A 14614-nucleotide genomic window follows, 5' to 3' on the forward strand; every position below is an offset into this window, starting at 1 on the left:
TTTAATATCATACACACGGGCCACGGCCGGCGAATGGCTGGCGCCGCCCAGTGGCCCCATCTTGGAGACGACATGAAAAGCCGGAAAATCGCGGGTGCCTTGGGCGCCGAACTCAGCGGCATCGACCTGACGAGGAAACTCGATGCGTCCCAGGCTGCCGAGGTGCGCCAGGCGCTGCTGGATCACCAGGTTATTTTCCTGCGCGACCAGAACCTGACGCCGCAGCAGTTCCTGGATTTCGCGCGTGCGATGGGCACGCCGATCGAATACCCCTTCGTCAAAGGGCTGGAAGGCTTTCCGGAAATCATCGAAGTAAAGAAGCTGGAGAACGAGCGCTTGAATTTCGGCGGCATCTGGCATTCCGATACAACGTACCTGGAAGTGCCCCCCATGGGGTCGATGCTGTTGTCGCGCGAGATTCCCCCGTATGGCGGCGATACGATGTTCGCCAATCAGTACCTGGCCTACGAGGCGCTGTCGGATACGATGAAGCGCCTGCTGGACGGCCTGGTGGGGATCAGCACTTCGGCCAAGGCAGACGTGTCGAAGACACGCGAAGACCGCATGAAGTCGGACGGCAAGCAGGAAGCGCCGCGCAACTATGTGGCCGAGCATCCCGTGGTCCGCACGCATCCGGAAACGGGACGCAAGGCCCTGTATGTGAACGTGGCCCACACCGCCGGCATCAAGGGCATGACGGAACAGGAAAGCGCGCCGCTGCTATCGTTCCTGTTCGAGCACCAGGTCAAGCCGGAATTTACCTGCCGCTTCGCCTGGACGCCCAATGCGATCGCGTTCTGGGACAACCGCTGCGCCATGCACAATCCCATCAACGACTATCACGGCTTCCGCCGGGTGATGCACCGGATCACCCTCCAGGGCGACCGGCCGCGCTGAGCCATGCGCCGCGGAATGCGCGCCCCTTTTGCGGACCTGCGGCGGCCGTCGTCATGCCGGCCGCGGCGGCATGAACGATAGAGACCCGGGCCTGCCCTCCAGGAACAGTTCAGCCGTGGCCGGCGGCGTACGGGCGATGACGCGGCCGGCACGAAGCACCAGCAGGCGGGTTGCGCGCAGGCGTATCGCTTCGATAGGGTCGCCCGCCTGAAGCAGCACGAGGTCGGCCCGCTTGCCGATCTCCAGGCCGATATCCCGCAATCCCAGGATGCGCGCGGGCGTGGCGGTCACCGCGTCGAAACAGGCCCGCATGGCGTCCTGGCTGGTCATTTGCGCTACGTGCAAGCCCATGTGGGCGACCTCCAGCATGTCGCCGCTGCCCAATCCGTACCACGGGTCCATCACGCAGTCGTGCCCGAAGGCCACCGGCACGCCGGCCGCCATCAGCTCCGGCACGCGGGTCATGCCGCGACGCTTGGGATAGGTATCGCTACGTCCCTGCAGCGTGATGTTGATCAGCGGGTTGGCGACCACCGACACACCGGCTTCCCGGATCAGCGGCAGCAGCTTGGACACGTAGTAGTTGTCCATCGAATGCATGGACGTCAGGTGCGAGCCCGTAACCCGGCCCTGCAGTCCCAGGCGGTGCGCTTCGCAGGCCAGGGTCTCGATATGGCGCGAAAGGGGATCGTCGCTTTCGTCGCAGTGCATGTCGACCGGCAGACCGCGGTCGGCCGCGAGCTCGCACAATAGCCGCACCGATTCGGCGCCCTGCTGCATGGTCCGCTCGAAGTGCGGAATTCCACCGACCACGTCCACGCCCATGTCCAGCGCGCGCTGCAGGTTGTCCAGGGCCCCCGCCGCGCGCAGCACGCCGTCCTGCGGGAACGCCACCAATTGCAGATCGAGATAGGGCTTGACCCGCTCGCGCACATGCAGCAATGCCTCCACGGCCAGGAGGCGTGGATCGGAGACGTCCACGTGGCTGCGTATCGCCAGCAGGCCCTTGGCGGCGGCCCAATCGCAATACGCCAGCGCCCGTTCGACCAGGGCGTCCTGTGCCAGGGTAGGTTTCAGTTCGCCCCACAGTTCGATGCCCTCCAGCAGCGTGCCGCTGCGATTGACGCGCGGCAGGCCGTACGACAGCGTGGAGTCCATATGGAAATGCGCATCGACGAACGGCGGCGTCACCAGGTGACCCGCAGCGTCCAGGCTCTGGTGCGCGTTTGCCGCGAGTCCCGGCGCGATGGCCGCGATCCGCCCATCCTGGATACCGATGTCGATGCCCCGCCGCCCGTCCGGGAGGCTGCAATCGTGCAGAATAAGATCCAGCATAGGAGTCCTCGCGCTCGATGTGCCTGCGCCCTCGCCTACCGTAAGGGACAGGCCCGGCAGGCCAGGCGCCCTGCGGCGACATGGCGATGCCGCAGGCGACAGGCGGCGCCCTCGTTATTCAATCCGGCTTGCGAAACTTCAGCACGAACTGGTCGGTATGGCCGCGAATCGCGGGCGCGAACACGGCCATGTCATGCGTGTCCTGCGTGTTGCGCAGCACGCTGCTTTCGGCTTCCAGCCTGAAGCCCGCTGCCAGCGCCTGCTGCTTCACGGTTTCCGGATCGATACGGTGCAGGGTATGCGCGCTGGCGTCGCTGCTGCCTGCCTTGGCGACGTGGTCGATGACGATGAACACGCCACCCGGCTTCAATGCCTTGTAGACGGCGGCGTCCATTTGCGCTGCGGCGTCAGCGCCCACGAACCCATACACGTCGTGGTAGTTGTTCGAGGTCCAGGCCACATCCAGCGGTTCCGGTATTGCCAGCGCGGCCAAGGGCGCGCTGATCACGGTGACGTTGGTAAACGCGGTGCCGGTGGGAATGGCGCGGGCGGTGTCCAGCGATTTGGGCGCCAGCTTCAGGATCTCGGCGGGTACCACGGCATATACATGGCCGGTCGGGCCGACGGCATTGCTGAAGAGACGCGTGAAGTAGCCGCCTCCCGGAATAAGGTCCGCCACGCGGTCTCCCGGCTTGATGCCGGCGAAGGACAGCAGTTCGGCGGGCTTGCGCGCGGCATCGCGCTGTACGTCCGCGGCGGGCCGGTCGGGCGAGGCGACGGACGCGGCAATGGCGGAGCGCGTGGGCGCGTGCGGCGCCTGCGCACAGGACGCCAACACGAAGGTCGACGCGGCAAACAGCACGATGGCGAGTTTCAAGATTTCAACCTCCAGTCAGTCGCCGGGCGGCGTTCGGTCCAGGCACAAAGTAATGGTTCTTCGGGATCGCCGCAAGCCGGCGCAGGCGCTTCGCGCGAGACGGCCTGTGTCCTCGCGATCGTCCGGCGCGACGCGGTCCTCATGCAACAAATACACAGCGGCATCGGAATCGCCCCGGCACCGGCCAGCGCGTCAGGCAGGGAGGCTATAACGCGGCGATCAATGCCGCGATGAACCGTTCCGCGGCCTCGGGCAACAGCCGGTCAGCCGCCGTCTGGACCTGCAGGGTGCGGCGGGCGAATTGCGGTTCAGCCAGCGGTACGGCTAGCAGTTCTCCCCGCTCGATCTCGCCGCGCAAGATTATCTCGCCGCCCAGGGTAATCGCATGGCCCGTCTTTACGATCGAATAGCTGATGGAAGACGAGTTGCTGGAGAACGCCACGTCGAAGGGCTGCCCTTCACCGTTGCGGACGCAGGCGTCGAACAGCAGGCGCACGGTCGCGCCGGAATCGGTGAGCGCGATCGGATAAGGCTTCAAGTCATCGAGCGACACGCGTGTACGACTGGCCAGGGGATGGCCGGGCGCCATGATGGCGCTCAGCGGGGAATCTATTTCATGGCGCACCTCGATCCCGCTGGCCTTGACGCCGCCCGTCTTGATCCGGAACGCCAGGCCGATATCGACGCTGCCGTCGGCCACGGCCTGGGCGACGCTGGCCGACGAGCCGCTCCGCAACCGGAACACGACGTCAGGATGGTCGGCGCGGTATGCCGCCAGAATGCCGGCCAGCACATTGCGGCCCACGGTTTCGTTGACGCCGATACGGATGGTGCTGGACTCGGACCCGCGCAGGCTGCGCAATTCATGGCGCACCCGCTGTGCGTCCATCGCGGTGCGCTGGGCGTAGTCGAAAAGCAGTTCACCAGCCCGCGTCGGCACCATGCCGTTGGGGCGTCGCTCGAACAGGGACGTTCCGCTTTCCTCCTCCAGCTTGGCGATCTGGCGGCTGACCGCGGAGGACACCACATGCAGGTTGGCAGCGGCTTGCTTCACGCTGCCCGTTCTGAACACTTCGAGGAAATAGCGATGGGCGGTGTCCAGCATGGCGAAGGCGAGTGTCGGCCGAGCGGCGCGGCCGGTTCACAAAAAAGCAATAGGGATTCGAAATATAGAATTTGATTGCTGAAATCGCAATTCGTAGAATTTTCGGCGGCATGCCAACAAGGCAGGGACGAGAATCCTGAGGATGCCGCGTACAAACACTCAAGGGGATTAACAGTGCAGTGCTCACCACTCGGTGCTCGTCAGGACGCCGGCGACCGCAGGTTTTCCATCCGCCGCCGCTTGTTCGCGTCCCTCGCAGCCGCCATCGGCATCGCCATGGCTGGCCGCGCCGCCGCGGCTGACTATCCCAGCCAATCGATCCAGCTCATCATTTCCTTTCCGCCTGGCGGCGCCACCGATGTGCTGGCGCGCGAACTGGCGATCAAGATGGGCGCGGTGCTGGACCAGAGCATCGTCGTGGTGAACCGCCCCGGCGCCGCCGGGTTGATCGGCATGCAGGCGGCCGCGCGATCCAACCCGGACGGCTACACGCTCTACATCTCGTCCGTCGGCTCGACCACCATCAACGAAGCGATCAACGGCGTTCAACGTATCACGCTGGACGATCTGGACGCTGTCGGCGGCATCGCCAGCGCGCCGCACATCCTGGTCACGCCCGCCCAGTCGGGCATCCGGGACGTCAAAGGCCTGGTCGAGCATCTGAAGGCCAAACAGGGCGCGGCCAACTATGCGTCCATGGGCGCCGGTACGCTGTCGAACCTGGAGGCCGAGATTTTCAAGGAACAGACAGGTGTCCAGGCCGTGCAGATTCCGTACAAGGGAAGCAGCCAGGCGCTGCCCGAGGTGATTTCCGGATCATCCATCTTCATGTTCGACAGCCCCTCCAGTTCGCTGCCCCAGCAGAAGGCCGGCCGCATCAATGTGCTGGCCGTCGCCTCCGCCGAGCGCCTGGCTTCGTTGCCGGACGTGCCCACGCTGAGCGAGCTGGGCATCAAGGGGCTGGAGTCGGAGAACCTCTTTGCCCTGATGGTGCCCAAGGGGACACCGGCCGATCGCGTCGCGATCGTCGCCAAGGCCCTCAAGACGGTCCAGGCCGACCCGGCATTCCAGAAAGCCATCGAGGGTCCGGGCTTCGAAATCAGCGAGATTTCGGGGGCGGATACGCCACGCTTCATCCAGGCCCAACGTGCATTCTGGAAGCAGAAGGTGCAGAGTCTGCATATCAGCGCCGCCCAATAGGGCCGACAGGCCACCGATCAACCTCCTTTTTGCCATCAGCCGCCATGCCCTTCGCCGATCCCTTCTGGAAACTCCCCTACCCTTCCCAACGCATGCCGCTGTTGGCCGACAACGTCGTCAGCACCTCCCAACCGCTGGCCAGCTCGGCGGGCTTGCAGATGTATGCGAAAGGAGGCAATGCCATCGACGCCGCGCTGGCCACGGCCATCGCCCTGACCGTGGTCGAGCCCTGCATGAACGGCATCGGCGGGGACATGTTCGCCATCGTCTGGCACAAGGGCGAAATGCATGGACTGAACGCCTCCGGGCGTGCGCCGGCGGCGTGGGAAACCTCGCGCTTCGCGGGCATGGACGGCATGGACAAGATCGGCTGGGGCAGCGTCACGGTCCCGGGCACGGTATCGGGGTGGCGCGCCATCTGGGAGAAGTTCGGTTCGCTGCCCTTCGAGGATCTGTTCGAACCGGCGATCCGCTATGCGCGCGACGGCTACGTGGTTTCCCCCACGGTCCACCGGCAATGGCAGAAGCAGGTGCCCGAACTCAGCGGCCAGCCCGGCTACCGCGAGGCTTTCGCGCCCAATGGGCGTGCGCCGCTGCCCGGCGAGCGCTTCCGCTGCCCCGGGCAGGCCGCCACCCTGGAATCGATCGCCCGGACCAAGGGCGAAAGTTTCTATCGCGGTGAACTCGCCGCGGCGATCGCGACCCATGCGCGCAATACCGGCGGCCTGATGACCGAGGCGGATCTGGCGGCGCATACGGCGGATTGGGTGCAGCCCATCCGCGTGCAATACCGCGACCACGAGCTGTACGAGATAGGGCCCAATGGCCAGGGCATCGGCGCCCTGATGGCGCTGGGCATGCTGAGCCATTTCGATCTGCGGGAATCGGGGCTCGACACGGCCCGGACCCTGCATTTGCAGATCGAGGCGATGAGACTGGCCTTCGCCGACATGTACGAGTACGTCGGCGACCCCGCCCACATGCCGATCACCGCGGAGCACTTGCTCGATCCCGCCTACCTGGCCGAGCGGGCCCGGCTCATCGATCCCGCCCGCGCCGGCGCGCCGCGCCCGGGATCGCCCCATAGCGGCGGCACGGTGTACCTGACGGCGGCCGATCGCCATGGCACCATGGTGTCGTTCATCCAGTCCAACTTCAAGGGCTTCGGCTCGGGCGTCGTGGTGCCGGATACCGGCATCGCCCTGCATAACCGCGGCTGGGGCTTCAGCACGCGCCCCGGGCACGCGAACGTCGTCGCGCCCGGCAAGCGGCCCTTCCACACCATCATTCCGGGTTTCCTGATGAAGGGAGGCCAGCCATTGATGAGTTTCGGCTTGATGGGTGGGTCCATGCAGGCGCAAGGCCATCTGCAGGTGGTCAGCCGCATCGCCGACTTCGGCCAGAATCCCCAGGCGGCCAGCGATGCGCCGCGCTGGCGGATCACGGACGACAACCTGAGCGTAGCCGTGGAGTGGAACACGCCGCCGGAAGTGGTGGCGCAGTTGCGCGAGATGGGGCACGACATCGAACTCGCGCCGCGCTTCAACCTGGAATTCGGCAGCGCGCAGATGGCGATGCGACTGGGCGACAGCTACCTGGCGGCTTCGGATCACCGCAAGGACGGATACCCCGTGGGTTATTGAAGCGGCCTTGTGGGTGAGCCGCTGGCGCAAGCGTATGCGGCGGCGGCGCCACTGACCGCAGCACCTGCCGAAAGCGCTTCGCGCCGAAGCAGCCGATGCCGCCTGTAGTGTTTTCTAAAGGCATGGCAAGGGGCAGCGGGCCACAGGCAACAGGCCCGGCAACGGAGGCGCGGTGTTGACGCCTGTAAACGCTGGGCAGAGCGCGACGGGCGCTACGAGGAAATATTCGCCGCCATGAATCCAGATCGATGACCATCCGAACCCGAGAAAAACAGTCCGCCCCGGAAGCGCGACGGCTGCGACATCGTGCTGGATAGCACGAGCGAAGCCGTCGCATGGCCGGGCCGCTTCCATTTCCGCTTCGAGCTGCCGACGCTGCGGAAGGTCGAGGCGCTGTAACAGGCGTTCAAAACGGAAGGCGTCCATATGGAGACCGAGGTCTTCAATAACTCGCGGGGCTCACGCTTCTTCTGCCGCACGCCCGAGGGTGTGATGATCGAGGTGAATACGCGCGAGGACGAAGCGGAAGATTGGCGCAAGCTGTTCTGATCCCGCCATGACGTCCGCCATAACGCGCCCAGGCCGCGATGAAAGGCGGCGTAGCCCGTGCAGGTGTGCATGACGCCGCCTTCCCGCAAGATCGCCACGCCAGAAGGCGCCACATCACCGCGAAAATGCGGCAAAATCGCGGTCCCGTAGACAGGTTCCCCATGCTCGCCGCCCGCACTCCCCTGGTACCGCTATTGTCTGTCCTGGCTTCCGTGACCTTCCTGGCGCTGGGAACCTCCTGGGCGAAGCACACGCTTTTTCCGCTGGTGGGAGCCGAGGGCACGACAGCGGTACGTGTCGGTTTCTCGGCCTTGCTGCTGCTCGTATTGTGGCGTCCATGGCGTTGGCGCTTGCGGGCCAGGGATGCCATAGGGATCCTATGCTACGGCGCGGCGCTGGGCGCGATGAATCTGTGTTTTTACCTGGCCCTGCGCACGATTCCGTTCGGCATCGCCGTGGCGATCGAGTTCTCCGGACCATTGATGGTCGCGCTGCTGGCTTCGCGCCGGCTCTTCGACTTCGTCTGGGTATTGCTCGCCGTCGCCGGACTGGGCTTGTTGCTCCCCATGGTGAACAGCGTCAGCACGCTCGATCCGTCCGGCGTCATGTTCGCGCTGGCGGCCGCAGTCTTGTGGGCGACGTATATCGTCGCCGGAAAGCGTGTGGGGCATTTGCACGCCGGCCACTCCGTCTCGCTGGGGCTGACCGTGGCCGCGTTGGTGGCCGTGCCCATAGGCGTGGCGCAGGCGGGTGCGGCGCTGTTGTCGCCCACCGTCCTGGTTGTGGGACTGGGCGTGGCGGCTCTTTCCAGCGCCATTCCGATATCGCTGGAAATGGTGGCGCTGAAGCGGCTGCCCAAACAGGCGTTCGGAATCATGCTCAGCATGGAACCCGCGATGGCCGCCCTGCTGGCCCTGGCCCTGCTGGATGAGCACCTGGGCGCGACGCAGTGGATCGCGATCGCCTTGATCGTGGCCGCCTCGATGGGTAGCGCCTTCACGGCGCAGCGGCCCACCGTTACACCGGCGGTTTCCCTGCAGGGATAGCGATGGAATAAACCCGGCTCCCGGCGCGTTCTGACTACGTTGCACATACCGGAGAGTCGTGATGGAGAACGCTAAGCCGCGTATCGGCGTTATCGGTGCCGGGGCCATCGGTGGCTTCTACGGCGGACTTTTGGCCCGCCGCGGCCGAGAGGTGCATTTTCTATTGCGTAGCGAGTATTCCGCCGTTGCCACGGAAGGCATACGGATCGAAAGCAAGGAGCACGGCGACGTCCACCTGGATCGGGTACACGCCCATCGCAGCCCGGACGAGATGCCGCCCTGCGATTGGCTGCTGCTGGGGACCAAGGCGGTTTCCAACACCGAAGTGGCGCCCACGCTGGCCCGCATCGCCGCCCCGGGCGCCCGGCTGATCGTCATGCAGAACGGACTGGGTGTGGAAGATGAATTGCACAAGCGGCTGCCGCCCGACCTTCATGTGGTCGGCGGCCTGTGCTACACCGCCGTAGAGCACCTCGCAGCGGGGCACTTGCGCCATATCGCCTACAGCGGACTGCACCTGGGCTATCACTCGGGGCCCGCGGCCACGCCAGCCCGGCGTGCCGCCGTCCTGGAGGAAGGCGTGGCGCTTTTCGCGGAGACGGGCATCGCCGCGATGGCGGTCGCTGACCTGACGGCTGCGCGCTGGCGGAAATTGCTGTGGAACATTCCGTTCAATGGCCTTAGCGTACTGCTGGACTGCGGCATCACGGATCTCGTCGGGCACGCCGATACCTATGCGTTGGCAAGGGGCATGATGGAAGAAGTCGCGGGCGCGGCAGCAAGCTGCGGCCATCCGCTGCCCGCTGATGCCGTGGTCCAGACGATGGCGCTGAGCTCATTCGAGCAAAATTACCATCCCAGCATGGTGTACGACCATCGCCATCGCCGGCCCATGGAGCTGCAGGCGATCTACGACGCGCCTATCCGGGCCGCGCGCGACGCCGGTGTGGACATGCCGAAGGTGGAGGCGCTGTACCAGGGCCTGCGGTTCATCGATGCGCGAAACCGCGCCTGAGGCGCCGTCGGCAGCGCCAAGGCCTGCAAGTCCAGCATCGCAAGGCGAGGCCGGCAAGCCGGGGCCGCCGACCACGCCGTTGCCCCGGATCGACGTCTACGGCGATTCGTGTCTTCAACCCGGCTTGATGTTGCGGTCGCGGATGACGCGGCCCCACATGGCGGACTCGCGGGCGATCTCATCCGCAAGCTCCTGCCGGGTACCGGGTGCGGGCGGCAGGCCGTGCTTGTCCAGGGCCGCCACCACATCGGGCGACTTCAGCACCTTGACCAACGCGGCGTTCCAGCCATCCAGGATGGGCGCGGGCACCTTCGACGATGCGACGAAGGCATACCAGTTGGTGGCGTTGTAGCCCGGGTAAGTCTCCGCGATGGTCGGCAGGTCGGGCAAGGCGGCCATGCGCTTGAGGCCCGTCGTTGCCAGCGGCACCAGCTTGCCGGCATCGATGCCGGGCTGGGCCGTCGCCAGGGTCGAGAAATAGGAAGCGACGCGGCCGCCCATCAGGTCCTGGAAAGCCGGCGCGCCGCCCTTGTAGGGGATATGCACGATATCGACCTTAGCCATGTCGATGAGCAGTTCGCCCGCCATGTGGGAGGCCGATCCGTGCCCCGTGGACGCAAAGTCGATCTTGCCCGGGTTGGCCTTGGCGTACTCCATGAATTGGGCAAAGGTCTTGATGGGCAGACCGCTGTTGACCACCAGCACATTGGGGAAGTTCACACCCATGGTGATGGGGGCGAGATCCTTGACCGGGTCATACGACAAGGTCATGAAGTGTGGCGCGATGGCCAGGGGGCCGACGGAGCCGAAGAGGATGGTGCTGCCATCCGTGGGCCCCTGGTGAGCGACGTACTGGTGAGCGATATTGCCCCCGGCGCCCGGCTTGTTCTCCACGACCACGGTGATACCCAGGTCGTCGGAAAGCTTCTTGGCGATGATGCGCGCGGCAGCGTCGGACGCACCGCCGGCCGCGAAACCTACGACGATGGTGGCGGTCTTGAAGGGCGGGAAAGCCTTGTCCTGGGCCTGGCCCATGCCCGGAGCCAGGGCCAATGCGAGCAGGCCCAGGCACGACGACATGAATTGGCGTTTTCTCATTATTTTCTCCTCCTGTGGGAGCGCCAAGTAGACCATCGAACAGCTTGGTCGCACAATCCTCGTCGCCGGCACGCAGGTATGCCGCGCGCCCCCGATCGCGCTACGCCACAACGGCAATCAGTTCCTGGTGAACCTCCCGCCCATGGCGCGCGCCCACGGTCATCGCGCGCTTCAGATACAGCCCGGCATCGTGTTCATCCGCAAAACCGATGGCGCCATGGAATTGGATGACTTCCTTGGTCACGCGCAGGGCGCATGCCGCGGCGCGATGCTGGGCCGCCGCAGCCGCCCAGCCCTGCCGTAAGCCGCCCCATGCCCGCGCGGCCTCGCGGACCAGCGCTCGGCTGGCCTTGCTGTCCACATGGCACATCGCCGCGCGATGCTGCAAGGCCTGGAAGCTGCCTATGGGCACGCCGAACTGCCGGCGCAGCCGCATATATTCCAGTGCGAGCCTGAGCGCCTCGTCCGCCAGCCCGCCGAGGTAAGCCGCATCCAGCAGCCATAGCAGGTGGCGGCCCTGCCGCCACGCCCGCAGGCCCCGGTTGCCCTGGAGCACCACCGCCGCGTCCCGCCAGGCGGATGCGCCGATGCGGATATCCGCCAACCCGCTGCCGTCGACCGCAAGGCGGGTCTCATAGTGCGTTCCGGATGCGCCCTTGGGCACCAGCCGTGCCTCGAAAGAGGTTCCCGTGCCTGTGCCCAGCAACCAGTGGGTCGCCGCCGCTGCATCCGGGACCAGCGCGGCGGCGTGGCCCGAGCCTTCGACTGCCGTGACCGGAGCCAGCGCGACCAGCGCATCGCCGGCCAGCACCGCCTGCAAGGCGGACGCCGACGCATCGTCGCCATGCGCGAGGACGGCTGCCGACGCCATTCCCATGGCCACCGGCGGCATCAGCAAAGCCCGGCCTGCCTCCTCGGCGACCACCACCGCCGCGGGTGCGAACAGGCCCAACCCGCCTCGCTCTTCCTGCACGGCAATGCCGAACCAGCCCAGGTCGGCGATGCCTTTCCAGGCCTGCATATCCCAGGCCCTGCCGCCTTCATGGACGGCCCGCGCCGCCGCGGGTCCCCCCTGGCTGGCGGCGAAATGCGCGGCGCTCTCGCCGATCATGCGCAACTGCGCGGCGTACTCCATGGTCACCCCTTGTTGCCCGCGGCCGGCAGACCCAGGACCCGCGTCGCGATAATGCCGCGCTGCACCTCGCTGCTGCCGCCGTAGATCCCCAGCCGGCGCGCCTGCAGGAACATCTCCGTGGCATCCAGCAGGTCGTCGCCGTGGCGCACGGGCTCGCGCAACGCCGCCGCCGGACCCGCCGCACGCCGCACCAGGTCCAGGAGCAGGTGCATGGTGTCCGTGGCCAGCAGCTTCAGGTAGGCGCTTTCCACCCCCCCTCCCCGCGTGTCGCCGGGCCCGGCCTCGGCCGCCTCCAGGTAGGCTGCGCACAAGGCCTGCACCTCGACCTCGGCCAACACCGCCTCTTCACGCACGCTGGCCGATAGCTGTTCCGCCGGCGTCGCGCGCAGCATCATGCGCAGGCGTTCACGGGCCCGCAGCGCCTGTGCCGGCGACCCGATCCGCAGGCGCTCTTCGCTGAGAACCGCGGTTGCCACGTCCCAGCCCCGGTCCACGTCGCCGACGACGTTGTCCAGCGGCACGGCAACGTCGTCCAGGAAAACCTCCGCGAACTCGTCATCGCCGGCGATGGTGCGTATGGGACGGCGCCGGATGCCGAACGTGCTCATGGGTATGAGGACAAAGGTGATCCCGTCGCGCGGCTTGCCTTCAGTGGAGGTGCGCACCAGCGCGAACATCCAGTCCGCATGATGCCCCCACGTCGTCCATATCTTGTGGCCGTTGATGACCAGGTGTCCGTCGCGCACCTCGCCCCGCGTGGAGAGCCTGGCCAGGTCCGAGCCCGCACCGGGTTCGGAATAGCCCTGGCACCAGATCGTCTCGCCGGCGAGGATCGCCGGAAGGTGCCGTTCACGCTGGGCAGGCGTGCCGCGCGCGATCAGCAAGGGCCCGATGTGGTTCAAACCCTGGGTGGGGATGTCGGGCGTTCCCGCCGCGGCCATCTCTTCCATCAGGATCAACTGCTCCATCGGGGTGGCGCCCATGCCGCCGTACTCGCGTGGCCAATGTGGCGCGATCCAGCCGCGCCGCGACAGCGTCCTGTACCATTGCATCGCCTGTTCGGGGGACGGACGAAACGTCGCGTGGCGCAAGGATGGCGGCACATGCTCGCGCAACCAGGTTCGCACCTCAAGACGGAAGGCGGCCTCTGCATCGGACTCGTTTCTGAGGGTCATGCGGCTTGCACCATCCTGGACACGGCGATCTCCCGCAAATCGCGTTTCAGCACCTTGCCGACGCCGCTGCGCGGCAGCGTCTCGACGAAGAAGACGTGCTTGGGCTTCTTGTAGCTGGCGATTCTTTCCCGCGCATGGGCCTGGACCGCCTCCGCGCTGAGCGTCGCGCCCGGGCGCAATTCGATGAAGGCGGCCACGGCCTCGCCGTAGATCGGATCCGGCACGCCGACCACGGCCACATCGGCCACGCCGGGATGTTCGGCCAGCGCCTGCTCGACCTCTTTGGTGTAGATGTTGAAGCCGCCGCTCAGCACCATATCCTTCTTGCGATCGACGATATACAGATAGCCGTCGCTGTCGAAGCGGCCCATGTCGCCGGTATGCACCCAGCCGTCGACGATGGTTTCCGCCGTGGCCTCCGGGCGTCCGAAGTAGCCTCGCATGGTCGTGAAGCGCCCGGCTTCGCCGGCGCGGACCAGTATCTCGCCGACGTCATCGACGGACACCTGCTGTCCGCGCTCGTCGACCAGCTTGACCTCCACGCCGGGCGTCACGCGTCCCACCGACGCGGGATGGGTGAACTGTTCCTCGTGATTGAGGACGGTGACCGATCCGACCTCGGTCATGGCGAAGAAGGAATGCAGCCGCGCGTGGGGCAGCTTTTCGATCATCCGGCGCTTGAGTTCGATCGGAAACGCCTCGCCCGTGACAATGATGTGGCGCAGGCTGGCGCAGCGCGATGCCTGCTCTTCCAGGACCGGCATCAACATGCGGGCGACCGTGGGCACCATGCCCGCGGCCGTGACACGTTCGCGTTCGATGGTGTCGACGGCCTGCTGCGCATCGAAACGTTCCATCACGACGAGCGTCGCGCCCAGGCCCATGGAGTTCATCAACCGCGCCAGGCCGGTGCGGTGCGCCAGCGGCGTCGTGACGAGGAACACGTCCTCTGCCGTAATGCCCCATTCCACCGCATTGACGAAGGCGTTGCCGATTACGAAATTCGCATGCGTGAGGATCGCGCCCTTGGGCTGGCCCGTCGTGCCCGAGGTATATAGGATCATGGCGTCGTCCGGATGCAGCGGTGCATCGGGCAGGCGTTCGTCGGAGGGCCGCATCAGCGTGGCCAGGGCTTCCGCGTCGTGGGCCGCGCCGCCCACGACGACGCGCCGCATGCCCTTGAACTCGTCGCCGACGGCATCGAGGCCGGGCGCGTCGCTGGCATGGAAGACGAGCATCCGCGCCTGGCTGTCCTGCGCGAAATAAGCCAGCTCGCGAGGCGTGTTGCGCGTGTTCACCGGAATGGCCAGCGCCCCCAGCCAGAAGGCCGCGTACAGGACCTGGGCGATCTCGACACAGTTGGGCAGGTAAACCACCACGCGGTCGCCCGGCCCTACCCCCGAGCGCCGCATGCCCGCGGCCAGCGACCGCGAGGTGGCAAGCAGTTCGGCGTAAGTCAGGGACCGGCTGCCGCATTTCACCGCCGTCTTCGTGGGAAAGCGCAGCGCATGCGCTGCCAGGAATTGTTCGAGCCGCATA

General features: G+C 66.3%; 13 protein-coding genes. 5 read left to right on the top strand and 8 right to left on the bottom strand.

Annotated elements, in window-relative coordinates; all coding sequences use genetic code 11:
- The first annotated feature begins 72 nt into the window (after positions 1-72).
- Positions 73-897 carry a TauD/TfdA dioxygenase family protein gene (locus BAU07_RS12915; protein ID WP_066658256.1) on the top strand — a complete coding sequence of 275 codons (825 nt, stop codon included), beginning with the start codon at positions 73-75 and terminating at the stop codon, positions 895-897.
- A gap of 51 nt (positions 898-948) precedes the next feature.
- Here BAU07_RS12915 and BAU07_RS12920 read toward each other — a convergent pair whose 3' ends face one another.
- From BAU07_RS12920 to BAU07_RS12930, 3 genes are all read right to left on the bottom strand, one after another.
- A complete protein-coding gene (locus BAU07_RS12920; protein ID WP_066658260.1) occupies positions 949-2232 on the bottom strand; it encodes an amidohydrolase family protein in 1284 nt (427 codons plus the stop codon).
- 118 nt (positions 2233-2350) lie between these two features.
- Positions 2351-3109, bottom strand: coding sequence for a class I SAM-dependent methyltransferase (locus tag BAU07_RS12925; protein ID WP_066658263.1), 759 nt, complete (start codon positions 3107-3109; stop codon positions 2351-2353).
- A 205-nt stretch (positions 3110-3314) separates the two neighbouring features.
- Positions 3315-4214: a LysR family transcriptional regulator gene (locus BAU07_RS12930; RefSeq protein ID WP_066658266.1), complete on the bottom strand. Its 900-nt coding sequence runs from the start codon at positions 4212-4214 to the stop codon at positions 3315-3317.
- 276 nt (positions 4215-4490) lie between these two features.
- Between BAU07_RS12930 and BAU07_RS12935 the strand changes: the two genes are divergently transcribed.
- Together BAU07_RS12935 and ggt are read left to right on the top strand one after the other, a co-directional pair.
- Positions 4491-5414: a Bug family tripartite tricarboxylate transporter substrate binding protein gene (locus BAU07_RS12935; protein ID WP_066665408.1), complete on the top strand. Its 924-nt coding sequence runs from the start codon at positions 4491-4493 to the stop codon at positions 5412-5414.
- Between the two features lie 44 nt (positions 5415-5458).
- Entirely contained in the window at positions 5459-7057 is a 1599-nt protein-coding gene (gene ggt / locus BAU07_RS12940) for a gamma-glutamyltransferase (protein ID WP_084025695.1), read from the top strand.
- 212 nt (positions 7058-7269) lie between these two features.
- On the opposite strand, the gene BAU07_RS27145 is transcribed toward ggt, so the two are convergent.
- Complete coding sequence (locus BAU07_RS27145; RefSeq protein WP_157122211.1) at positions 7270-7677, bottom strand: hypothetical protein; 408 nt, start codon at positions 7675-7677, stop codon at positions 7270-7272.
- 90 nt (positions 7678-7767) lie between these two features.
- On the opposite strand from BAU07_RS27145, the gene BAU07_RS12945 reads away from it, so the two are divergent.
- Positions 7768-8652, top strand: coding sequence for an EamA family transporter (locus BAU07_RS12945; RefSeq protein ID WP_066658272.1), 885 nt, complete (start codon positions 7768-7770; stop codon positions 8650-8652).
- 61 nt (positions 8653-8713) lie between these two features.
- Positions 8714-9667, top strand: a complete 954-nt coding sequence (locus tag BAU07_RS12950; RefSeq protein ID WP_066658275.1) for a putative 2-dehydropantoate 2-reductase — start codon at positions 8714-8716, stop codon at positions 9665-9667.
- A gap of 114 nt (positions 9668-9781) precedes the next feature.
- Here the strand turns inward: BAU07_RS12950 and BAU07_RS12955 are convergent, their stop codons facing one another.
- The 4 genes from BAU07_RS12955 to BAU07_RS12970 all read right to left on the bottom strand — a co-directional run bounded on the left by BAU07_RS12955 (position 9782) and on the right by BAU07_RS12970 (position 14613).
- A complete protein-coding gene (locus BAU07_RS12955; RefSeq protein ID WP_066658278.1) occupies positions 9782-10765 on the bottom strand; it encodes a Bug family tripartite tricarboxylate transporter substrate binding protein in 984 nt (327 codons plus the stop codon).
- A gap of 100 nt (positions 10766-10865) precedes the next feature.
- On the bottom strand, positions 10866-11900 hold the full coding sequence (locus BAU07_RS12960; RefSeq protein WP_066658280.1) for an acyl-CoA dehydrogenase family protein: 1035 nt from the start codon (positions 11898-11900) through the stop codon (positions 10866-10868).
- Between the two features lie 2 nt (positions 11901-11902).
- Positions 11903-13075 carry an acyl-CoA dehydrogenase family protein gene (locus BAU07_RS12965; RefSeq protein ID WP_066658282.1) on the bottom strand — a complete coding sequence of 391 codons (1173 nt, stop codon included), beginning with the start codon at positions 13073-13075 and terminating at the stop codon, positions 11903-11905.
- Positions 13072-14613 (bottom strand): class I adenylate-forming enzyme family protein, encoded by a 1542-nt coding sequence (locus BAU07_RS12970; protein WP_066658284.1) that lies wholly within the window; start codon positions 14611-14613, stop codon positions 13072-13074. Before BAU07_RS12970 ends, BAU07_RS12965 begins: the two co-directional genes overlap by 4 nt.
- Between the last annotated feature and the right edge of the window lies 1 nt (position 14614).

It is taken from the genome of Bordetella flabilis, from assembly GCF_001676725.1.
Classification (GTDB): domain Bacteria; phylum Pseudomonadota; class Gammaproteobacteria; order Burkholderiales; family Burkholderiaceae_B; genus Bordetella_C; species Bordetella_C flabilis.